General features: G+C 65.4%; 17 protein-coding genes and 1 riboswitch. Of the genes, 10 read left to right on the top strand and 7 right to left on the bottom strand.

Annotation, left to right across the window (positions count from 1 at the left end):
- Positions 1 to 71: 71 nt before the first annotated feature.
- The 3 genes from D4Q51_RS12925 to D4Q51_RS12910 all read right to left on the bottom strand — a co-directional run bounded on the left by D4Q51_RS12925 (position 72) and on the right by D4Q51_RS12910 (position 5,316).
- A complete protein-coding gene (locus D4Q51_RS12925; RefSeq protein WP_120078175.1) occupies positions 72 to 3,158 on the bottom strand; it encodes a transferrin-binding protein-like solute binding protein in 3,087 nt (1,028 codons plus the stop codon).
- Between the two features lie 27 nt (positions 3,159 to 3,185).
- On the bottom strand, positions 3,186 to 3,794 hold the full coding sequence (locus tag D4Q51_RS15875; protein WP_162925326.1) for a hypothetical protein: 609 nt from the start codon (positions 3,792 to 3,794) through the stop codon (positions 3,186 to 3,188).
- Positions 3,795 to 3,903: 109 nt separating this feature from the next.
- Positions 3,904 to 5,316, bottom strand: a complete 1,413-nt coding sequence (locus D4Q51_RS12910; RefSeq protein WP_240624731.1) for a surface lipoprotein assembly modifier — start codon at positions 5,314 to 5,316, stop codon at positions 3,904 to 3,906.
- 43 nt (positions 5,317 to 5,359) lie between these two features.
- Between D4Q51_RS12910 and thpR the strand changes: the two genes are divergently transcribed.
- From thpR to D4Q51_RS12890, 4 genes are all read left to right on the top strand, one after another.
- Positions 5,360 to 5,905 (top strand): RNA 2',3'-cyclic phosphodiesterase, encoded by a 546-nt coding sequence (thpR, locus tag D4Q51_RS12905; protein ID WP_120078173.1) that lies wholly within the window; start codon positions 5,360 to 5,362, stop codon positions 5,903 to 5,905.
- A gap of 379 nt (positions 5,906 to 6,284) precedes the next feature.
- Complete coding sequence (locus D4Q51_RS12900) at positions 6,285 to 7,007, top strand: lysozyme (RefSeq protein ID WP_240624728.1); 723 nt, start codon at positions 6,285 to 6,287, stop codon at positions 7,005 to 7,007.
- A 34-nt stretch (positions 7,008 to 7,041) separates the two neighbouring features.
- On the top strand, positions 7,042 to 7,725 hold the full coding sequence (locus tag D4Q51_RS12895; protein WP_240624727.1) for a hypothetical protein: 684 nt from the start codon (positions 7,042 to 7,044) through the stop codon (positions 7,723 to 7,725).
- 122 nt (positions 7,726 to 7,847) lie between these two features.
- Entirely contained in the window at positions 7,848 to 10,064 is a 2,217-nt protein-coding gene (locus D4Q51_RS12890; RefSeq protein ID WP_162925325.1) for a M3 family metallopeptidase, read from the top strand.
- Here D4Q51_RS12890 and D4Q51_RS12885 read toward each other — a convergent pair.
- From D4Q51_RS12885 to D4Q51_RS12870, 4 genes are read right to left on the bottom strand one after another with little or no spacing between them, the layout of a single operon-like run.
- On the bottom strand, positions 10,061 to 10,789 hold the full coding sequence (locus tag D4Q51_RS12885) for an ABC transporter ATP-binding protein (RefSeq protein ID WP_120078171.1): 729 nt from the start codon (positions 10,787 to 10,789) through the stop codon (positions 10,061 to 10,063). The two genes, D4Q51_RS12890 and D4Q51_RS12885, sit on opposite strands and share 4 nt — an antisense overlap.
- Complete coding sequence (locus D4Q51_RS12880; protein ID WP_120078170.1) at positions 10,789 to 11,748, bottom strand: FecCD family ABC transporter permease; 960 nt, start codon at positions 11,746 to 11,748, stop codon at positions 10,789 to 10,791. Before D4Q51_RS12880 ends, D4Q51_RS12885 begins: the two co-directional genes overlap by 1 nt.
- The gene (locus D4Q51_RS12875; protein WP_240624805.1) at positions 11,745 to 12,539 is read right to left on the bottom strand and encodes an ABC transporter substrate-binding protein; all 795 of its coding nucleotides are present in this window, start codon (positions 12,537 to 12,539) and stop codon (positions 11,745 to 11,747) included. The genes D4Q51_RS12880 and D4Q51_RS12875 overlap by 4 nt, the downstream gene beginning before the upstream one ends.
- Before the next feature lie 5 nt (positions 12,540 to 12,544).
- Positions 12,545 to 14,395, bottom strand: a complete 1,851-nt coding sequence (locus tag D4Q51_RS12870; RefSeq protein ID WP_120078168.1) for a TonB-dependent receptor plug domain-containing protein — start codon at positions 14,393 to 14,395, stop codon at positions 12,545 to 12,547.
- A gap of 93 nt (positions 14,396 to 14,488) precedes the next feature.
- Positions 14,489 to 14,701, bottom strand: a riboswitch (cobalamin riboswitch).
- Positions 14,702 to 14,832: 131 nt separating this feature from the next.
- On the opposite strand from D4Q51_RS12870, the gene D4Q51_RS12865 reads away from it, so the two are divergent.
- From D4Q51_RS12865 to odhB, 6 genes are all read left to right on the top strand, one after another.
- Positions 14,833 to 15,888 (top strand): cell wall hydrolase, encoded by a 1,056-nt coding sequence (locus D4Q51_RS12865; RefSeq protein ID WP_240624725.1) that lies wholly within the window; start codon positions 14,833 to 14,835, stop codon positions 15,886 to 15,888.
- 173 nt (positions 15,889 to 16,061) lie between these two features.
- Positions 16,062 to 16,325 (top strand): hypothetical protein, encoded by a 264-nt coding sequence (locus tag D4Q51_RS12860; RefSeq protein ID WP_240624723.1) that lies wholly within the window; start codon positions 16,062 to 16,064, stop codon positions 16,323 to 16,325.
- Between the two features lie 290 nt (positions 16,326 to 16,615).
- Positions 16,616 to 17,578 carry a malate dehydrogenase gene (mdh, locus tag D4Q51_RS12855; RefSeq protein WP_120078167.1) on the top strand — a complete coding sequence of 321 codons (963 nt, stop codon included), beginning with the start codon at positions 16,616 to 16,618 and terminating at the stop codon, positions 17,576 to 17,578.
- 37 nt (positions 17,579 to 17,615) lie between these two features.
- Positions 17,616 to 18,506, top strand: a complete 891-nt coding sequence (gene sucD / locus D4Q51_RS12850) for a succinate--CoA ligase subunit alpha (protein WP_120078166.1) — start codon at positions 17,616 to 17,618, stop codon at positions 18,504 to 18,506.
- Between the two features lie 33 nt (positions 18,507 to 18,539).
- Positions 18,540 to 21,377 carry a 2-oxoglutarate dehydrogenase E1 component gene (locus D4Q51_RS12845; RefSeq protein ID WP_120078165.1) on the top strand — a complete coding sequence of 946 codons (2,838 nt, stop codon included), beginning with the start codon at positions 18,540 to 18,542 and terminating at the stop codon, positions 21,375 to 21,377.
- A 28-nt stretch (positions 21,378 to 21,405) separates the two neighbouring features.
- On the top strand, positions 21,406 to 22,692 hold the full coding sequence (odhB, locus tag D4Q51_RS12840) for a 2-oxoglutarate dehydrogenase complex dihydrolipoyllysine-residue succinyltransferase (protein ID WP_120078164.1): 1,287 nt from the start codon (positions 21,406 to 21,408) through the stop codon (positions 22,690 to 22,692).
- Positions 22,693 to 22,694 lie beyond the last annotated feature (2 nt).

The raw sequence follows: 22,694 nt of genomic DNA, 5'->3' as shown, positions 1-22,694 counted from the left end.
CTTAGCGGAGGCACCTGTTCACTCGTAACCGCAAGCGCGCCGCCCGGATAGGGCAACGCGCTTCCTTGTCATCAGTCTTTCTTGCCGAAGAACACGCCGTCGATATCCAGCTGGTTATCTCCGCCGCGAATGGTGTCGGGGGTGTAGATATCGAAGCCGCCGCCGATCTCTGCCGCCTGCGGGCCGAAGAAGTAGGCGAACATGTCGCCCACATCGGTATCGGCCCCGTCGCGCAGGTTCGTCTGGTTCAGCTTGTTGCCGGTGATCGAGCCGAGGTCCGTCGTGTAACTGCCCAGATCGCGGGTGGCCCCGGTGTTCTGGTTCGTGCCGTTCAGGTCCAAGGCCGCCCTCCACGAACCTGCGCCGAAGTTCACCGTGATCGCATTGGTGCCGTCCACGGTGTAGAACTCGTCGCCGTCGAAGCCGGTGCTGGCCCCCACGCCCACGACCGTGGTGGTGTAGCTGGCGCTGCCCGTGGTCGGAACGTCCACGTCCTCTGTCTCGAACCCGAAGACCAGCAGGTAGCGGTCAACTGTGCCGTCGCCCGCCTGGTAATCGATGAAGGAGGTGTAGGTCAGCTCCACGAACGAGTTGCCCGCCGCGGGGTTGAGCAGCTTCATGCCGTTCACTGGATCCACGCCCGTTTCGCCCAGCACGGTGTCGCCATAGGCGATGAACTGGTCGTTCGACTGCGCGGCATCGATGTCGCCCGTGTCGAACGTGGCCTCGATCCCGCGCACGACGGTCCATTCGCCGGTAGCGGGATCGTAGCGGACCGGGGGGACACCGGTGTATTCCATGAAATCACCCACCTGGCCGAACTGCTGGTAGACCTCTGTGCTGAACGAATAGCGCGACTGCTGCGTGCGCAGCTGGATCGCTCCGAAATCGGTCGGTTCGGTCAGCTCGGCGAAGTTGGTGGCGACGCCCCGGAAGGCGGGATCGCGGGAGCCTGCCAGCGAACCGGCATAGGAGTATCCACCGTTCAGCGACTGGAACGTGGCGGCAACTTCCTGCGCCGCCGGGCCGAAGAACAGCCCTTCCCAGCTTCCTTCCACGCCGTTCAGGCGGAACACGCCGCCAAAATCGTTCTCGAAGCCCGAAATGTCGGCGCTGGCATTGTAGTTCACCGTTCCCAGCGAAGCACCGGTGGCGAGATTGTACCGCTCGGCATCGCCCGTGAGGTAGATGCTGTCGCCCTGGAAATAGACGTCCATCGTGCCGGGTACGAGCGAGCGCACCAGTTCCGTCGGCGCGCCGTTCTGCCCGGCCAGCGCATAGAGGTAGACCGAGTAGTTGGCAGAGCCCGTTCGCGGCACTTCGGAGGCCGCGGTTGGGATACCGGCATAGAAGCCGTAGGCATCGAACACGCTACCCACGCCCGCCGGGTTGCGGCTGCTGAACAGGCCGTGGGTGACGTAGGACAGGTTCTTGTCCGGCGATGCCGGGAAGTCCGCGATTACCAGCACATCCTGGTTGTTGCCGGTGCCGTTGACGAATCGCGAATAGTTGACGTTGCCAGCCGCGAAGCTGCCCGTCTCGCTGCCCGGTACGAATGTCACCGTATCGGCACCGACCACCACCTCGTAATTGCCGGTGGCGGAATCGTAGACGATGTCGAGCCGGCTGGTGCCGGCTTCCGGCTGCGTCGTCACGCCGCCCGTCGAATTGGTGTCGAGGCTGAGCAGCGATGCCCGCGTCGCGAAGCCATAGCGGCCATCGGGATCGATCAGGGACGTGGTGCCCGGCGGCAGGCTGGGCAGCGTCACCAGCGTGGGAGCCGCACGGCCCGGCAGCAGGTCCGGCAGCGAAACGCTCGCCCCCGCCTTGCCCACGGCCGCGCCGAAGATATCGAGCTGGCCGCCCGATACCGGGTCCACCGTCTGGGCGAACCAGCGGGCGATCAGTTCCTCGGCATTGGGGCCGGCAAACTGGCCCTGGTAATAGCCCCCGCTGCCCGAAGGCGTGTTCGGCCCGGCGATGCCGCCGAAGAACGCGGGATCGGGGAAGAAGCTGGGGTTGTCGTAGGTGATCTGGCCGGTTTCGAGTGTGTAGTCACCCAGTTGCGTCAGCGTTCCGACGACAGGATCGTAGAGCCACGGGCTGAGCGAGCCGCCCACCGTGCCCGCGCCGAAATTGACGACGAACTGGCCGGTGCCGGTCACTTCGTAATTGCCGCCCTGCCCGTTTGACATGGTGGTGTTGTCGGACTGGCCATAGAGCAGCGCGCCATAGGTCGCCTGCCCGGTGCGAGGGATCGCGTCTGCCGGGGTCAGCTGGCCGAACGCGACGTAGCCCTGCTCCACGTTGAAATAGGTCGCGTAGTCGGGCTTCGAATAGCGATAGGCCAGCAGGCTGGAATAGGTAAGCACCAGCTCGGGATTGTTGTCCGCCGGGCGGAACTTGTAGACGGTGTGCGTCTCCGTCTGGCCGTCTGGCCCCGTCGTCTGGAACGTGTATCCGTCGAACGCGAGGTTGCTGAGCGACGCGACCGGTGCCGACGTCAGGGCGCGATCTGCCCCGCCCAGCCCGGCATCGTAGACGAACGAGCCGGTGTCTTCCGAGTAGCGCACGGATGACGTGTCCGACGTGTGCGGGTTCGGCTCCCCGCCGTTGAAATTCACCCCGTTGGTGCTGTCGATCTGGGTGCGGTACTGCATCCCCATCTCGGCAAGGTCTTCGTTCACGATCATCGCCCGAAGCGAATCGTTGGTGGGGAACAGGCTCGTTTCCTTGCCCAGCATCACGCCGAGATAGATCGGTCCGCCGCCGCCGGGATTGAACGAATAGGCACCGCCAAGCTCCGCCGCGCCGGGGCCGTAGAACTGCCCCTGGATGGAGCCGGTGCCGCCGGTGAAGCTGGTGACCGCGAACAGGCCGGAGAAGGTCTTGTTCGCCGCGCTGATGCTGGCCTGCACGCGCCACGGATCGATCTGCGTGACGGAGCCGCCGTTGAGCGTGCTGACTTCGCCGGTGCCGGTGATCGCGCCGCTGGCAAAGTTGACCGTCAGCAAGCCGTCCCCGCGCGAAGGCAGGGCCGTGTCGGAAAAGGCCGTGGTGCCGTAGAGCCGCACTTCGTAATCGGCAGAGCCGGTGGTGGGAACCTCTCCGACGGGCGTGACGATGCCGTAGGCAATCGCCTCGATCTGGCCGCTCACCGTGGTCGCGGTCTCGTCCGTGCGCTGTCAGATGGCCGCGCCGACATAGCGGAACAGCGGGTTGTCGGGCGTGCCGGGGTCTTCGGAATTGGTGGTCACCAGCAGGCTATCGGTCCGCGTCCCGGACGTGACAACGTAGACGTTCGCCTCCGCGCTACTGAGCGATGCGTTGCGCGAGGACAGCGGGAACGTCTGGCTCACCCCGCCGCCGGTGACGCGGTAGCTGTTGCTGGCGGCGATGAATTCGAACGTGACGTTCGACGGCGCGCCCGAGCGGGTGCCCGACGGATAGCTGGCCTGGCCGCGCACCGACTTGCTGCCGAAGGTCTGGCTTTGCAGCGTGCCGACGAGATCGGCATTGGCGCCGGGTGTGGGCGTAGGTGTCGGTGTCGGTGTCGGTGTCGGTGTCGGAGAAGGCGTAGGTGTTGGCGTAGGCGTCGGCGTTGGAGCCGGTGTCGGAGTGGGCGTCGGCGTGGGAGCCGGCGTCGGACTGGGCGTCGGTGTCGGCGAAGGTGCCGGTCCCGGCGTGATGATCGGCCCGCCACCGCCGCTGGTGCTGCCGCCGCCACATGCGGACAAGGCAAGAGCAAGACTCGACAGCGACGCCATGGCCGCAATCCGACGCTTGGAATTCATATTTTCTGAAAGCCCCAAAAGATCCCTGTCCGAAGGGGTTTAGAGGCCTCTCCTGACACCGCGATAATGCGCCCGATTCGAAATCCTGGCAATATTCAAAATGCGGCCGTCAGAAGGCAGCGGTCACACCGAATTCCGCAGCGACCCGGTCGTAGTCGTAAATCTCCACCGTCGACCAGTTCCGCTCGTACCGCAGCCGCACCACCGGGGCGAAAGTGCCGACCCGCAGGGCACGCAGCGTCGCGGAGAGTCCGGCATCGAGGCGGTCGTCCCGGCGGCGCTCCGGATAAAGGAACAGCCTCTCGTCAGCCTCCAAGTGCGAATAGCCGAGATTGGCGACCAGCGTGGTCTGCCCGGCCTCGCGGTAGGCATAGGCGGCAAGCCCGCCGCGCGTGGTGGAATAGCCCGGATCGCGCGCCACGCTGCGGCTGCCCGAAACGCTCACTCCGCCCCCGAACCGCTGCGAGAAAGCGCGGTCCACGCCGGTCGAGAGCGAGTAGCGCGTCGCATCGCGCAGGTCGTTGAACCTGTCCTCGCTGCGCAGCACGGAGCCATCGACGCGCATCTGCGTGCGCTGGCCGATGGGGTGGCGCCAGTCCCCCTGCGCCCCGTAGGAGAAGGCATAGGGATCGCCGCCGAACCAGCGCCACTGCACCACGCCGGTCAGCGCGAAACGGTCCGCGCCCGATTGCAGCTCCGGCCCCAGCTCCACGCCGATGGAGTAGTCGTCGAACTGGTTTTCCTTGTAGAAGGAACCGCCGGCGTTGATCTCTCCGCGCATTAGCACATTCGAGGATACGGGCAGACGGCCCCATAGTTGCGCGCGGGTAGCAAGGCCCAGGCCGCTGGTCGCCTGGGCATCCTCACTGAGGTCGAAATCGCCGATGATCGTGCCCAGCGTGTCCGACCGAGTGGCGCGGTTGATGTTGCTGTCGGGCGCGAGGGCCAGTTCGAGGCTGGCACCATAGAGGCGCGAGGAATTGAGCGCGCTGGCGTAGAACCGGACCAGCCGCTCAACTTCGGGCGGTAGCCCTGCCGCGTGCGCGGCGCGCAGTTCGCGCTCCGCCGCGCGCAGGTTGCCCATCGTCGCCTGCATGCGCGCAAGTTCCACCCGCACGCGCGCCGCATCGGGCTTCTCGTCGAGGATCTGCCGCAGGATCGTTGCCGCCTCGCGCGTCTCGCCCTGCCCGTCCAGCATCATCGCGAGGCGGAAGCGCGCTTCCGTCCGCAGTTCGATTTCGGGATGCTGCGCAAGGGCGCGATAGGCGGTTTCCGCCGTTTCGAAATCCCCGGCATCGCGCGCCTCGTCGGCAAAGGCGAACAGTTGCGCCGGCGTGAGGTTCACCGTTTCGGTCCCGTCCTGCTCGCGCGACTCAACCTCCTGCGCCGCGGGGCGCGCAGGGGTGGCCGCGATCAGCGCGGCGCAAATGACCGGTGCGAGGGAGCGGCGACTGAAATGCATGGAAGATATCTGGAAGAGCGGCTCCTCTGCTCCCGCCGCGAACGATTGTCCATAGGCCATCGCAATGCTGGACGATTATGTCCGCAATCGCCATGTGGCTTGAATGGCCTCACGCCGCCTCTTTGTCGCCCTGCGCCCTCCAGAAGACGTGGCAGAAGCCCTGCTGGACACGATGGAAGGGATACCCGGCGCGCGTTGGCAGGATGCCGACAACCTGCACGTGACGCTGCGCTTCGTCGGCGAGGTGGACCGTCACACGGCCGAGGACCTCGCCACCGCGCTGGAAAGCTTGCTGTTCGCCCCCTTCCCGATCCGCATTTACGGCGTCGGGCATTTCGAGGGCAAAGGCCGTGCCCGTGCGGTCTGGGCGCGTGTCGCTCCCAGCACGGAACTGGACCTGGTGCAGATGCGCGTGGAGATGGCCTGCCGCCGCGCCGGCCTGCCGGCGGAAACACGCAGGTTCATCCCGCACATCACGCTGGCCCGACTCAATTCCGGCAGCGGCTTCATCGGCGACTGGCTGCACGCCAACGGCGCGCTGAGCCTCGGCCCGTGGCAGGTTGATGGCTTTTCCCTGTTCGAAAGTGACCTTACGCCGAACGGCGCAATATATTCGGAAATAACGAAATTTCCGTGGCTTACCCAATAGTCTAAGAATCTTTCTCAGGGCATCTGTGCGGTGCCGATCGTTCCCGCACAACTCGCGAACCGTTGGCCTGATCGGACGAACTGTGGACCGATATGGCGGGCAACCCGTTGATAAGGTGAAACGATACACGGCGACCGCCGAAAGTCCTACCCGCGTCGGTTGCCACAGGCACAACAGGACTCTCATGTCGAACCCGACACCTATTGAAAATCCGATCGACGCACATGCGATCGCCGCCCAGGCGCAGCGATCCAATCCACGCGACGGCTCCACTCACCCTCCCAAGCCCCCTCGGCGGCCTTCGCAGCCGTCACCGGACAAGAGCAAGGCGGACACGTCGAAAGAACTCGAACCTGCCCTCAGCTGGATGCGGGGCGAAATGGTGCGCGAATTGGTGCGCCGGATGCGCCGCAAGTATCGCTCCATCAGGGGTGATAATCTGCGTGGCCGGATGCGCAAGCGCAAGGCTGTGCTCGCCATGTCGGCCGCCGTAATGGGCTTCAGCACCGGCGCTGTCGATATTTCGGCCTTCGATCCGCAGCACAAGATCAGTTTCCAGCAGATTGACCCGACACAGACGCGCGTCCACGCATTGGAACTCGTATCCAGCGACACCATGAAGGAAGCACTTGCCGAAGAGGAGGGCGTTCGCCTGACGGTCTATCGCGACGTTGCAGGTTATCCGACAGTCGGTGTCGGACATTTGGTGCGCCCGGAGGATGGTCTGAGGGTCGGCGACCGCATTTCCTACGACCAGGCGCTTGACTTCCTTGAGGCCGATTTGCGCCGCGCCGAACAGGGAGTAAAACGCCTCGTCGGCGACCTCCCTCTCTACCAGCACGAATTCGATGCGCTGGTGGATCTTGTCTACAATGTGGGTGAAGGAAACGTCTCGGAAAGTCAGAGCCCCAATCTCAACGCTGCCATCCAGATGGCCGATTACGACGGGATCGCCAGCGAACTGACCTACACCACCGCCGCCGGAAAGGTTGCACGCGGGCTGGAATTCCGCTCCGAACGCCGCCAGTCGATTTTCATGAGCGCAACCTATGAGGATCCGCGCGCCATCGAAGTCGATATGAGGGGCCAGGCGACCACCTGACAAGCCGAGCTTGAACACAGTCATTCCAACGGCCATGAGCCAGACCATGTTGCACCGCCGCACGTACAAGACAGCAAGACCCGCCCCGGCCCGTATCGTTGCCGCGCTGGCGGGTCTTGTGATGCTGGGAGCGTGTTCGCAAGAAGGGCCGCCGGTCGATGCTTCGGGCGAAATTGCCGGGGATCTGGACATTCCCGCGCCAGCAGGCTCCGCCGCCGCCGAGGCCGACCGCGACTGCCTGCTGGTGGTGTGGGAGCAACAGCCATCGCCCGACCGTGATTTCGACCGCGCCAACGATCCTGCCGAGGGCGGGCTTATCTCCTGCTCCACGGGCACCAGCGCAAGCCAGTACGAAGCCACTCTTTCTGCTCTGCGCAAGGCCGCGTCGGGCGAAGACCGTGACGCCCTGCTAGGCGAGATCGGCATACCGCTGCTATACATCGATGCCGAGGGCAACCGCCGCGACATGCTGGAAACAGACCTTGCGGACCGCGAGTTCACCGAGGTCTTCTCGCCCGAAATGCTCGCCCTGATGCGCGGCCTTCACCTTCGTGACATGACTGTCGTGCCCGACCAAGGCGGTTTTTTCGAACTTGGTGCGATCTGGCTCAGCCCCGGCGAACCGGGCGGTCGCCCGCGCGTCGTCACCGTCAACCGGCAGGCGCTGGCTGAAGCTGCTGCGGCTGCCGCCGATACGGAGGCGGAAACCTCCTCCTGACAGGCGCGTTCAGGCTCTTGGCAGGTTCCATCTGTAGGACTATGCGCCAAGTTTCAGTAGAAACCACAACGCTGCGCCGTCCGGCGCGCCAGAATTACAATCCTGAAGGAAGAGACGCCCGAATGCGCAAGAGCACACTTCTCGCCACCACCATGATCGCCGCGCTTGCCAGCGCCTGCACAACGATGGAAGAAGGCGGCATGAACACGTCTGCTGCCCTGCCCAATACGGCAGAATACAACCCCGACATTCCCGAGGCGACCAGCATCTTTGCCGAGCTGTCGCCGCTTTACATGCACGCCCCGCAGTTCGACCAGATCGAGGACAGCGAGTGGCAGGGCATCATCGAGGAAGCCATCGCCATCCAGCTGGCCGAGGTCGAGGCGATTGCCGAGAACCCCAACCCGCCGACGTTCTCCAACACACTCGTCGCGATGGAACGCTCGGGCCAGGTGTTCGACCGTGCCTATGGCGCGTTCAGCCAGATCGTGTCCGCCAACATCAACGACACCATCGCTACGACCGACGAGGAACTTGCCCCGCAGGTCGCCGCGATGACCGACAGCATCTACCTCAACCCGCAGCTGTTCGCCCGCGTGAAGGCCGTTTACGACAATCGAGCCGCGATGAGCATGACGCCGGAAGACGCAATGCTGCTGGAGACGACGTACGAAGAGTTCGTCCACCGTGGTGCGCTGCTGGGCGACAATGCGCAGACCGAACTGCGCCAGATCAACGAGCGGCTCTCCTCGCTCTCCTCGCAGATCTCGCAGCGCATCACGACCGGCCAGAACAACGCCGCGATCTTCGTGAATGACCGCGCGATGCTGTCGGGCCTGTCCGAAGGCCAGATCGCGTCTGCCGCTGCAGCCGCCACCGAAGCGGGCCGCGACGGCGAGTTCATGCTGAACGTCAGCAACACCACCGGCGTGCCGCAGCTGGCGCAGCTCGACAACCGCGACGTGCGCGAAATGCTGTTCAAGGCCAGCATCGACCGCAACCAGTCGGGCGAGGCCAGCACGCTGCCGCTGATCCAGGAAGTGATCGCGCTGCGCAACCGCCGCGCCCAGCTGTTCGGCGAGCCAAGCCACGCCAACTGGCAGATGTACGACCGCATGATTTCCGATCCGCAGGCTGCCATCGGTTTCATGGCCGACATGGTGCCTGCCCTGCGCGCAACGCAGGAACGCGAGGCTGCCGTGCTGCAGGCCCGTATCGAGGAAGACGGGCACGACTTCACCCTCGCCCCGTGGGACTGGCAGTATTACGCCAGCAAGGTCCGCGCCGAGCGCTACGCACTCGATAACGAGGAGATCAAGCAGTACTTCGTGGTGGAGAACGTGCTGGAAGACGGCGTGTTCTACATGGCCGAAGAGCTCTACGGCCTGACTTTCGAGGAACGCACCGACATCCCCACCTATCACCCGGACGTGAAGGTCTACACCGTCTTCCACGACGGTGAGGAACAGGCATTGTTCTACTTCGATCCGTTCCAGCGCGAGAGCAAGCGCGGCGGTGCGTGGATGAGCAACTTCATCGAGCAGAGCCACCTGCTGGGCCTGAAGCCGGTCGTCACCAACACGCAGAACATCGCTCCGCCCGCCGCCGGCCAGCCGGCGCTGGCCACGTGGGACGACGTGACCACGATGTTCCACGAGTTCGGCCACGCGCTGCACGGCATCTTTGCCGATCAGCAGTATCCCTCGCTCTCGGGCACCAACACCGCGCGCGACTGGGTGGAATTCCCCAGCCAGTTCCACGAGAACTTCGCCGCCGTGCCGGAAGTGCTGCAACGCTACGCTCGCCACAACGAGACCGGCGAAGTGATCCCGATGGAGCTGGTGGAAGCGATCGACCGGGCGAGCAAGTTCAACCAGGGCCACAGCTTCGGCGAGATCATCGCCGCATCGCTGCTGGACATGGAATGGCACTCGCTCGACCCCAGCCAGCCCGCGCCGACCGACGTGATGGCGTTCGAAGCCGAAGCGCTGGAACGTATCGGACTGCGCAGCGACCTGGTGCCGCCGCGCTACCGCACCCCCTACTACCGCCACATCTTCGAGCACGGCTATGACGCGGGCTATTACGCCTACACCTGGACGGAAATGCTGCACCACGATGCCTACAGCTACGTGGCGGCAAACGGCGGCATGACCCGCGAGATGGGCGACCACATCGTGAACACCTTCCTCGGCCAGGGTCACTCGAAGACCTACGAACAGATGTTCCGCGACTTCACCGGACGCGACCCGCGCGTCGAGCCGCTGCTGGAAGCACGCGGCCTGATCCCGGAAGATGACGATGTTACGGGTGTCGATGGCGCAGAAGGCGCTGTCTAACTTTCGGTGACCAAAGCCCGCTGACCCGGTTCGCCCAGCCAGCGCGCTTTCACGCCCCAGACATCGTTGATGGTCTCAAGCGACAGCGCCTCCTCGGGGGCGCTGTCTGCTTTCAGGCGTCCTTCGTCCAGCACCAGCACCCGGTCGGCGTGGTTCATCGCGAGGGCGAGGTCGTGCACGACCAGCACAACACCGACGCCCCCGTACGCCTGAGCGCGCAGCACTTTCAGCAGGCCGAGCTGGTGGGCGAGGTCCAGCGCGGCGAGGGGTTCGTCGGCGAGAATCCAGCGCGGCTCTCCCGCCAGAACGCGGGCAAGCAGCGCGCGCGCCTTTTCACCGCCCGAAAGCGTGGACACGGGCCGCGCGGCAAAGTCGGACATGGCGGTGGCGGCCATCGCGCTGGCAACGGCGAACTTGCCCGCGTCGCCATGCGGCAGGCGGCCCAGCGCCACGAGATTGGCGACTGATACATCCCACGCGACTTCGCCCGATTGCGGAAGGTAGCCGATAGCCTTGGCCCGCCCCCGTAGCGGCATGGCGGATAGCGGAGCGCCGTCCAGCAGCACCTCGCCCACGTCCGCGTCGAGCAGTCCCGCCAGCGCCGAGAGCAGCGTGGACTTGCCCGCGCCGTTTGGGCCGCAGATCGCCGTAATCGCGCCGGGTTGCAGCGCGGTGGTCACGATATTCAGCCGATCTGCAAGAGAGAGGTTACGCGTTTCCAGCATCACGCCGCCCTCCGCATTCGCAGCAGCAACATCAGGAAGAACGGCGCGCCGATCAACGAGAGCGCGATGCCGAGGCGCAGTTCCGTCACCAGCGGCAGGATACGCACCACCACGTCCGCCACCAGCACCAGCAGCGCGCCCGCAAGCGCGCTCGGGACGATCAGGCTGGAGGGGCGCTTGTCGGTCAGCGGACGGACGAGATGCGGCACGATCAGGCCGACGAAACCGATGATCCCCGCCACTGCCACCCCGCTGCCCACGGTGAGCCCCGTGCCCACCACCAGCAGCGCCATCAAGCGGCCCGGTGAGACACCCAGCGACCGCGCGGCAGGTTCGCCCAAAGTCATCGCATCGAGATCGCGCCCCGCCAGCCACAGCGCGGCGAGGCCCGCCAGCGTCAGCGGCGCGGCCAGCATCACGTCGGCCCAGCTGCGGTCCGTCAATGCGCCCATCAGCCAGGTGACGATGCTGCTCATGGCAAAGGCATTGGGCGCGAGGCTGATCGCCAGGGAGGTGAGCGCGCCCGCCAGGCTGGCAATCATCATGCCCGCCAGCGTGAACAGGGCGATTCCGTTGGCCGGATTCGCCGTGCGCCCGGCGATAAGCGCCAGCAGCGCCATCGCACCGCCCGCGCCAATGAGCGCGAACAGCGGCAGCAGGATGGCACTGGCAACGCCGATGTAGAGCGCGATCACCGCGCCCAGCGCCGCGCCCGGCGCGATGCCGAACAGGCCGGGATCGGCGAGAGGATTGCGCAGGTAACCCTGCATCGCCGCGCCAGCCGCACCCAGCCCCGCGCCGATCACCACGGCCAGCACCGCGCGCGGCAGGCGCAGCTCGGCAAGGATCGCGAGGGCGTTGGGCGTCATCCCCGTATAGATCCATACGCGACCTGCCAGCAGGGAAAGCGGCACGGCGACCAGCAACAGGGCGGCAAAGATCAGGCTCGCGCGGTTCACGGAACCTGCCGCCTGATCTCGGACAGCCGGTCCAGCGCGCGCGGGATGGTCGGCCCTCCGCAATAGAGCAGCGAGGAATCCAGAGTGTAGTGCTGTATTCCGGAAGCCATTCGCATGGCCGGATGCGAAAAGGCGCGTTCGTCGCCCGCCGTGATGACGACCTGCGGCGGATCGGCCAGCACTTCTTCCAGCGGCAAGTAGGCCCCCTGCCCCAGCCCGCGCGCGGCGGACAGGCTGGCAAAGCCGCTCTGCTGCATCAGCGCATGGGCGAGCGCCCCCTCCCCCGCGACGATGCCGCCCTGCTGCCACAGGATCGCGATCGCAGGCTCGCCGTTCCAGTGATGGGCCTGCCAGCCTCGGGCGATCTCGCCGGACAAATGCGCGGCACGCTCCTTATTGCCGGTCGCCGCGCCGAGGGCTTCGACCTGTTCGAGGCTCGCTTCCAGCGATGAGGCGATCCCCAGTGCCACCACCCGGATGCCCGCCTGTTCCAGCGCGCGGCGGGTGGCGGGCTGGATAAACACGTCCGCCACCACCACGTCGGGCGCGAGGGCCAGCACTTCCTCCGCCGTGCCGCCGGTGCTGGCGAATTGCGCCGCGCGCTCAGGCAGCATCGAGCTTGCCGCCGGATCGTGGCTGTAGTGCGAGACGGCCAGCAATTGCCCCGGTGCGGCGATTTCGGCGAGGATCGCGTCGGCACACGGGTTCAGGCTGACCACGGTGGGGTAATCGCCCTGCGCGCGCTCGACCGGCCCGGAACAGGCCGCCAGTGCAAGGGCGAAGACGACCACGCTTCTCAAAGCGACAGCCTTGCCCCGATGTGCGCCCCGGTGCCCGCCGTGCCGTAACCGGCGGCGGTCTGGTATTGCTCGTCCCACAGGTTCTCCACCCGCCCGAACAGTTCCACACGCTCGCTCACGTTCCAGCTGCCACGCAGGGTAAGCACTTCGTAGCCGTCCAGCCGCACGGCATTGGCCGCATCGTCGAAGCTGCCCGAAACCACGCGCAAGTCCGCGCCCAGCGTCACTGTGTCCACGGGCTGCCACTCGCCCGTCAGCGTAGCCGCATGGCGCGGGCGGCGGGCCAGGGTGAGGCCGGTATCGCGGTTCTCGGTATCGGTCAGCGTATAGACCGCCCCCAGCGACACGCCATCGGCAGGCCGCGCCCACAGTTCCGCCTCGATTCCGCGCGCACGGGTGCGGGTGACGTTGTCGTAGGTGCCGAAAGGACGGTCGGTGCAGATGCCCGTCGTCTCGCCGAAGCAGCTGACGAAGGCGATCTGGTTGTCGGTGTTGCGCTGGAACACCGTCACTGCGCCGTAAACCGGCTCGCGCGACAGCGTGCGCTCGCCGTAGGCCAGGCCGAGATCGAAGCTGGTGCTCTGCTCGGGATCGAGCGCAAGGTTGCCGTATTCGGAATAAAGCTGGAACAGGCTTGGCGCCTTGAACCCCTCACCGATGCTGGCGCGCAGGCGCAAGCCAGGGGAGAGTTCGTAGCTGACATCTCCTCCGAAGCTGACGGTCGTGCCGAAGTCGGCGTGGTCGTCCACCCGCGCGCCGATATGTCCGGATATCGCGTTGTACTCGATACCCGCCTGCGCATAGGCGCCGCTGCTGCGAGTATCCTCGCCAGTGTCGAAGGCCGTGGCGTAGCTGGTCCACTCGTTCTCCGCGCCGAAGTGCAGCAGGAAGGGGCCGATGGGCCGCCACTCGCCGCGCACCTCGATCCGGTCGGAACGGCCCTGGCTGGTAAAGGTCTCCGCCCCCGTGCCGTCGAGGTTGTCCCGGTCGGTATCGGCAAAGCTGTAGGCGGCGGAGAGGAACAGCGCGCCTGTATCCAGCACCGCGCCCGCAGAGCCTGTCCACTGGCGGGTTTCCTGCACTTCGTCGGTGTCGGCGAGGATGAAGTCGGGCGCGGGGAAACCGTCGAGGTCAAGCTCGCCCTCGGCGTAACGGGTGCGGCCGAACACCTCGAGCCGGTCGCTGAAGTAGTAGCGTGCGTGTCCGTTCAGCGCCCATTGCTCGAAGCCGTCGGCTTCGGTGCCCGCTTCGGCGGCGGAAATGCCGTCGGTGCTGAACCACGTGCCGGAAAGGCCGAGGAAGCCGGTGTCGGGATCGCTCACTCCACCCGAGACGATGCCGCTTGCCGTATCGCGCGCGCCGTATTCGGCCTGCGCGCGCAGGCCACTCTGCGCACGGGTAGAGGCGACGATCACGCCGCCGATCGCGTCCGATCCCCAGATTGTGGAGTTTGAACCGCGCAGGATCTCCAGCTTGTCGAGATCGAGCGCCAGCAGGTTCCCGAAATCGTAACCGCCCGTGGGCGCGGCAGGGTCCGACACGCGCAGGCCGTCGATCACGGTAAGCACCTGCTCCGCCTCGCTGCCGCGCAGGCGCACGCCGGTGAACCCACCGGTGCCGCCATTACGGCTGATGGCGACGCCCGGTGCGCGTTCGAGAACGCGGGTCAGGTCCGCACCCTGCACCGCCTCGATCTCGGCCTCGCCGATCACGGTGACGGCCTGGCCGGTATCGACAACCTCGATGCGGGTGCCGGTGGCGGTGACGGTTATGGTCGCCTCGTCCTGCGCGGCGGCAGGATGCGCGAGAGTTGCAAGGGAAACGCCGAAAAACAGGTATTTGTACATTGAACCTCCAGTCAAAAGCGTGCTTGCCGCTCGTGACGGAGGGAGCGCGGAACTGCGCTCTCCCGCTGGCTGTCGGTACACCCCGCCCGATAGCGTAAGCGACCGTCTCGGGCAGGTCTCCTGGCTCCCGGATCGTCGCTTCCTGCCCGCCTTCCCGCCCCCTGAATCCAATCAGGCAGGCAGTGGCATGTGAGCAGGTCGCTCCCCGGTCACAGTTGCGGGGGCAGCGCGGGTATTGCACCCGCTTCCCTCTTAGGTTCGCACAGGAACGATTCCGGCGCGAACACCCGTGACGTCACGCCCGCCATATGGCCCAAATGCCGTAGAGGCAATGGTGAACGGCCCGATCGTTAACGGAGCGGTAAGCGGCGTCCCTCTCTGGAACGGCCCTACCGGGGTTGATGTCCCGGCAAGCTCTTCACCCTATGGGCGAGCGCGTGGACCAGACCGCCCGCCCGACTCTGCAAATGATTCTCGCCGAGCGCCGCCGTGCGCGCGCTGCGCGGCGTGCCGCGCTCGTCCGCCGCCTGGGCGTGTTGGCGGCAGTGCTCGCCGTGCCGGCTCTGGCAGCGGAAACCGCTTTCGAGCCCGAGATCGCGCAAGCGCCCTCCAAGGCCACCCAGCCGATGGGGTTCGAGACGCCGGGTCAGAGCTTTCCCGGCTCCGCTTTCTACTACCTGGAGGAAGCGCCGGTCGTGACGGCTGCATACACTCCCGGCGGTGCAACGATAGACAGCGCCGAGCTGGCCAGCCCCGCGCGGCCCGAAATTGGCCCGGCCGCTGCGTCGCTGGTGGCCATGGGATCGGGCGGCGACATGGTGCGCGCGCAGGAATGCCTCGCCACGGCGATCTACTATGAAGCCGCCAGCGAGAGCGACGCGGGCCAGCGTGCCGTGGCGCAGGTGGTGCTGAACCGCGTGGCGCACAGCGCCTGGCCGAACACGGTTTGCGGCGTCGTCTACCAGGGATCGGCGCGGCGAACCGGGTGCCAGTTCACCTTTACCTGCGACGGCTCTCTGGCCCGCCGTCCCTCGCGCGGCGGGTGGGAGCGCGCCAGCCGCATCGCCCGCGCGGCGCTGGCGGGCAGCGTCTATGCGCCGGTTGGCCTTTCCACCCATTACCACACACTGGCCGTGAACCCTTACTGGGCACCCAGCCTGACGCGCACGACGGTGATCGGCGCGCACGTGTTCTATCGCTGGCCGGGAGCGGCAGGACAGAGCGCCGCCTTCGTATTCGACTATACTGGCGGGGAGCCGCAGCCGGGCCGCGCCACCACGCCGCCGTCGCTGGCACAGGCTGAGGGTCCGGACCCCGTGGCGCTGGCGCAGGCTACGTCGCTTGCCGAAGTGCCGGGAACGCCGCCGACCGCGCCCCAAAGCGCGCCGACTGCAACGCCCGCTCCCGCACCGGCCAGCACCAGCCTGCTGCCGTCCTCGGGCGCGGTGCGCAGCGAATATGCCAACAGCGGTCGGTGGATCGAACGGCCCTGAGCGAAGAGGCTGAACAGCCTCAACATTTCGGAAACCATGCCTTCCAACCTTCGCTTAGCGTGAGGGCGTCTAAAGTCGTGCCATCGCCCGCAGAGGCGAAGACAGGAAAATTCGGAAGTTCGCAAACCATGCCCATTCGCTTTGCCGCATCGCTTCATCGCACCAGCTGCCGGATGCCCCGCCGCAAAGCGCGCGCGATGCATTTCCGTCCTGCGAACGACAACCGCGGCAAGCAGGTTTCCAGCCCCCACCTCCACGCAGCTCTGCGCCATTTCGCGGAGCATGGCCTTGCCGCGGCTGACCATGCCCGGCAGCAGGCCATCACCGCTGCCGACGCCGGTGATCGCCAGACCTTCGAATGGTGGCTGGAAGTGTGCCGCGCGCTTGATCGGCGCATGGCCAGCCGAATCGACATGCCGGCGCAGGCTGGCGGCTGAGCCGCTTCTCGACAGCAAGCAATTTCCAACAACATGCGCGCCTGCGTCCCCGCCGTGACAGGTCGGGGAACCGCTGGCGCTTTGCCGCGTCTTGTGACTATGCATCTGGCTTGATCTGCAGCGCGTTATTGCTATTGCGAACTGTTTGCAAAAACAATTCCTTTTCGCGGTTGCAATGCCCTTTCCCGCGCCCTAGGGCGGCCAAATCGAATCCGGGTGGCTGGTCCCGCGTGGGCGCTGGGCAGTCACCACAGGCAGGCAGACGCGCCCGAGAAGGATAGAGACTTTCCATGGCTCGCAAGAAGATCGCCCTTATCGGCGCCGGCATGATCGGCGGCACCCTTGCCCACCTCGCTGCGAAGAAGGAAATGGGCGACGTCGTCCTGTTCGACATTGCCGAGGGCATGCCGCAGGGCAAAGCGCTGGACCTGTCGCAGTGCGGCCCCATCGAAGGCTTCGACGCGAAGATCACCGGCACCAATGACTATGCCGACATTGCTGGCGCGGACGTTGTGATCGTGACCGCGGGCGTGCCGCGCAAGCCGGGCATGAGCCGTGACGACCTGCTGGGCATCAACCTGAAAGTGATGAAGGCCGTCGGCGAAGGCATCAGGAACAACTGCCCCGACGCTTTCGTGATCTGCATCACCAACCCGCTTGACGCGATGGTATGGGCGCTGCGCGAATTCTCCGGCCTGCCGCACAACAAGGTGGTCGGCATGGCTGGCGTGTTGGACTCCGCGCGCTTCGCCACCTTCCTCGCCTGGGAATTCGACACATCCGTGAAGGACGTGAACGCCTTCGTGCTGGGTGGCCACGGCGATACCATGGTGCCTGTGCTCTCCTACTCCACCATCAACGGTATTCCGGTGGCGGACATGGCCAAGATCAAGGGCGTCTCCGAAAGCCGCCTCGACGAGATCGTGGACCGCACCCGCAAGGGCGGCGGCGAGATCGTCGGCCTGCTCGGCAATGGCTCGGCCTACTACGCCCCCGCCACCAGCGCGATTTCGATGGCCGAAGCCTACCTGGGTGACCAGAAGCGCGTGCTGCCCTGCGCCGCGCACCTGACGGGCGAATATGGCGTTGACGGCCTCTACGTCGGCGTGCCCGCCGTGATCGGTGCCGACGGCATCGAAGGCGTGGTCGAAATCGAGCTGTCGGACGAAGAGAAGAACAACCTCCAGGTCAGCATCGATGCGGTCAAGGAACTGCTCGAGGCCTGCAAGGGTCTGGATAGCTCGCTCGCCTGATTTACCACAATACCAGTCAAGATAAGGGACGAACGCCATGAGCATCCTCGTCGACAAGAACACCAAGGTCATCACGCAAGGCATGACCGGCAACACCGGCACCTTCCACACGCAGCAGGCGCTGGATTACGGCACCAAGATGGTTGCGGGCGTCACGCCGGGCAAAGGCGGTAGCGAACACCTCGGTCTGCCGCAATTCGATACGGTGCGCCAGGCGAAGGAAGCCACGGGCGCGACGGCTTCGTGCATCTACGTGCCGCCGCCCTTCGCAGCTGACGCGATCCTCGAGGCGATCGAGGCCGAGATCGAACTGATCATCACCATCACCGAAGGTGTTCCCGTGATGGACATGGTGACGGTGAAGCGCGCGCTGACCGGCTCCAAGTCGCGCCTGATCGGCCCGAACTGCCCCGGCGTGCTGACGCCGGAAGAGTGCAAGATCGGCATCATGCCCGGCTCCATCTTCAAGAAGGGCAGCGTCGGCGTCGTCTCTCGCTCGGGCACTCTGACCTATGAAGCCGTGCACCAGACCACCGCGGTGGGCCTCGGTCAGACCACCGCTGTCGGCATCGGCGGCGATCCCGTCAACGGCACCAATTTCATCGACGTGCTGGACATGTTCCTCGACGACGATGAAACCAAGTCGATGATCATGATCGGCGAAATCGGCGGCAGCGCCGAGGAAGAAGCCGCCGAGTTCATCAAGCAGGAAGCCGCCAAGGGCCGCCGCAAGCCGATGGTCGGCTTCATTGCCGGTCGCACGGCCCCTCCGGGTCGCCGCATGGGCCACGCGGGCGCCATCGTCTCGGGCGGCAAGGGCGGCGCGGACGACAAGATCGCGGCGATGGAAGACGCAGGTATCCGCGTTGCCCAGTCGCCCAGCGAGCTTGGCACCACGCTCGACGCACTGCTGAAGGAACTGGCGTAACCGCCGTTCCTTTAGAGTCCAAAGGATAGAGCCATGGGTAAAGAGCCGGACAACTTCCTCCCCGAGATGCCGCCGCAGGAAGGCGCGCAGCCCGGCCCGTCGTGGGGCAACCCGCGCTGGCCGCTGACCGACGACGCGGGCGGGTGGTCTGCGGCGATGGACCCGACCGACATGGTCGCCGTGGTGAAGGAAGCCGCCGCGAAAGCAGGCAAGCCGACAGACTCCGCCTCCATCGAGGCGGCGGCGCGCGATTCCATCCAGGCCATGCTGCTGATCCGGCTCTACCGCGTGCGCGGGCACCTTGGGGCCAAGCTCGATCCGCTGGGCATATCGCACCAGGACAACCCTGAAGAGCTGACCCTGAAGTGGCACGGTTTCGAAGGGCAGGAAGACAAGGAAGTCTACGTTGGCGGAGCCTTCGGCTTCGACTGGGTGAAAGTCGGCACGCTCTACAACGCGCTGCGCCTCACCTACTGCGGGCACGTCGGCCTTGAATACATGCACATCGCCGATACCGAGGAGCGGCGTTTCCTGCAGGACAAGTTCGAAAGCCCCGAAGAGACGATTCAGTTCACGCCGGAAGGCAAGAAGGCGATCCTGAAGGCCGTCATTCGCGGCGAGGAATACGAGAAGTACCTCGCAAAGAAATACGTCGGCACCAAGCGTTTCGGCCTCGACGGCGGCGAATCGATGATCCCGGCCCTGGAAGCGGTCATCAAGTACGGTGGCGCGCTGGGCGTGCGCGAGATCATCTACGGCATGGCCCACCGTGGCCGGTTGAACGTGCTCGCGAACGTGATGGCAAAGCCATACAAGGTGATCTTCCACGAGTTTTCCGGCGGCAGTTCCAACCCCGACGATGTCGGCGGTTCGGGCGACGTGAAATACCACCTCGGCACCAGCACGGACCGCGAGTTCGACGGCATCAAGGTGCACATGAGCCTGGTGCCCAACCCCTCCCACCTCGAAGCGGTGAACCCCGTTGTGCTGGGCAAGACTCGCGCACAGCAGGCGTTCCGCGACGATCTGGACAATCACGAGCAGGTGCTGCCGGTCCTGATCCATGGCGACGCGGCTTTTGCCGGCCAGGGCGTGGTGTGGGAATGTTTCGGCCTTTCCGGCGTACGCGGCTATTCCACCGGCGGTTGCATCCACTTCGTGATCAACAACCAGATCGGCTTCACCACCAGCCCGAAATTCGCTCGCTCCAGCCCCTACCCGTCCGACGTGGCGAAGGGCGTGCAAGCGCCGATCCTGCACGTCAACGGCGACGATCCCGAAGCGGTGACTTTCGCCTGCAAGCTGGCGATCGAATACCGCCAGCGCTTCAAGCGCGATATCGTGATCGACATGTGGTGCTATCGCCGGTTCGGCCACAACGAGGGCGACGAGCCCAAGTTCACCCAGCCGTTGATGTACGACGAGATCAAGGGCCATCCTCGCGTTTCGGAAATCTATTCTGAACGGCTGAAGGAACAGGGCGTGCTTGAAGAAGGCACCGCACCCGAAATGCGCGCCGAATTCATCGCCCACCTCGACGAGGAGTTCGAGGCCGGCAAGACCTACAAGCCCAATGAGATCGACTGGTTCGCTGGTCGATGGAGCGGGCTGCACAAGCCTGCCGACCCCGAGACCGCGCGCCGCAACGTGGAAACCGCGCTCGACAAGAAGCTGTTCGACAGCCTTGGCCGCACGCTCACCACGGTTCCCGACGATCTGGACATTCACAAGACACTGGGCCGCGTGCTCGATGCCAAGCGCGAGATGTTCAAGACCGGCGAAGGCTTCGACTGGGCGACGGCGGAGGCACTGGCTTTCGGCAGCCTCGTGACCGAAGGCTTCGGCGTGCGCCTGTCGGGCCAGGATTCCGGACGCGGCACCTTCAGCCAGCGGCACGCCATCTGGGTCGACCAAAAGACCGAGGACAAGTACATTCCCCTCGCCACCCTGCCCCACGGCAAGTTCGAGGTTTACGACTCCACGCTGAGCGAGTTTGGCGTGCTCGGCTTCGAATACGGCTTCGCCCTCGCCGATCCCAAGACGCTGGTGCTGTGGGAAGCGCAGTTCGGCGATTTCGCCAACGGCGCGCAGGTGATGATCGACCAGTTCATCGCTGCGGGCGAGGTGAAGTGGCAGCGCGCCAACGGCCTCGTCATGTTGCTGCCGCATGGATACGAGGGACAGGGTCCGGAGCACTCCTCCGCCCGTCTCGAGCGTTTCCTGCAATTGTGCGCGAACGACAATATCCAGGTCTGCAACATCACCAGCCCCGCGAACTACTTCCACGTGCTTCGCCGCCAGATGCTGCGCCCGTTCCGCAAGCCGCTCGTCATCATGAGCCCCAAGAGCCTGCTGCGCCATCCCAAGGCCAAGAGCGATGCCTATCGCTTCATGGGTGACCATCACTTCCAGCGCATCCTTTCCGACAAGACCGAGATCGACGACAAGAAGGTCCGGCGCCTCGTGCTGTGTTCGGGCAAGGTCGCCTACGACCTGATGGAAAAGCGCGACGAGGAGGAACTGGACGACGTTTCCATCGTGCGGATCGAGCAGCTCTATCCCTTCCCCGGCGAGCCGCTGGCCGTGCGGATGAAGCGTATGACGGGCCTCGAGGAAGTGGTCTGGTGCCAGGAAGAACCGCACAACAACGGTGCCTGGTTCTTCGTTCAGAATCGCATCGAGGACGCGCTGACCGCCGCCGGTCACGATGGCATGCGCCCTCGCTATGCCGGTCGCGAAGAAGCGGCATCGCCCGCCACCGGCTACGCCAAGCGCCACCAGGCACAGCAGGAGGCGCTCGTCTCCGTGGCGCTGGGCCTTTCCGAACGCGGCAAGACCGCCGCATCGCGCAAGTCGCGCGGCCAGAAGTAAGCATTCAGAGAGCCAAGGAACGCACCGCATGGCAACCGAAGTAAAAGTCCCCACGCTTGGTGAATCGGTCACCGAAGCCACTGTTGGCGAATGGCTGAAGCAGCCCGGCGATGCCGTGGAAGCGGACGAGCCGATCGCCAGCCTGGAAACAGACAAGGTCGCCGTGGAAGTGCCCTCCCCCGTGGCGGGCGTGCTGGCTGAGTTCACTGTCGAACTGGGCGAAACTGTTGAAGTCGGCGCCGTGATCGCGCGGGTCCAGGAAGGCGCGGAAGGCAAGTCTGCCGACAAGCCCGCTGCGGCAAAGTCCGACGATTCCGCGGCGAAGGAAAGCGCCAAGGAAATGGAGAAGCTGCCCGACGATGATGCGAAGGGCGAGGACGCGAAAGGCGGCGATGCGCCGACCATGTCTCCCGCCGTGCGCCGCGCGGTGCTGGAACACGGTGTGGACCCCACCACTATCAAGGGCACCGGCAAGGACGGCCGCCTGACCAAGGAAGACGTGCTGGCCGCTGCCCAATCCAAGCAGGCAGGGTCCAAGGGCTCTGGCGATAGCGCCCCTGCCCCGACGCCTTCCCCGTCGCCTGCACCCGCCCCCGCTCCCTCCGCCAAGGGCGAGCGGCGTGAGGAGCGCGTGAAGATGACGCGTATGCGCCAGACCATCGCCAAACGGCTGAAAGGCGCGCAGGAGGAGGCGGCGCTGCTCACCACCTTCAACGATTGCGACATGACCGCCGTGATCGAGGCGCGCGAGGCCTACAAGGACACGTTCGCCAAGAAGCACGGCATCAAGCTGGGCTTCATGTCCTTTTTCGCCAAGGCTGCCGCACTGGCGCTGAAGGACGTGCCAGCCGTGAACGCGCAGATCGACGGGGACGAGATCGTCTATCACGACTACGTCGACCTGTCGGTTGCAGTCTCCGCCCCCAATGGCCTGGTCGTGCCGGTGGTCCGCTCGATCGACCAGATGAGCTTTGCCGAGATCGAACTCGCCATCGCCGACTTCGGCAAGCGCGCTAAGGAAGGCGCCCTGACCATGGAAGACATGCGCGGCGGCACCTTCACCATCTCGAACGGCGGTGTGTTCGGTTCGCTGATGTCGACTCCGATCATCAATCCCCCGCAGTCTGCCGTGCTGGGCCTCCACCGCATCGAGGACCGCCCCGTCGCCGTAAACGGCGAAGTGGTGATCCGCCCGATGATGTACCTGGCTCTCAGCTACGACCACCGCATCATCGACGGCCGCGAGGCCGTGACCGCGCTCAAGATCATGAAGGAAGCGATCGAGGATCCCATGCGGATGCTGATCGACCTGTGAGG

The sequence above is a fragment of the Aurantiacibacter odishensis genome (assembly GCF_003605195.1).
Taxonomy (GTDB): domain Bacteria; phylum Pseudomonadota; class Alphaproteobacteria; order Sphingomonadales; family Sphingomonadaceae; genus Alteraurantiacibacter; species Alteraurantiacibacter odishensis.
The sequence above is the reverse complement of the archived record's forward strand: the minus strand, read 5'-3'. Positions and strand labels throughout refer to the sequence as shown.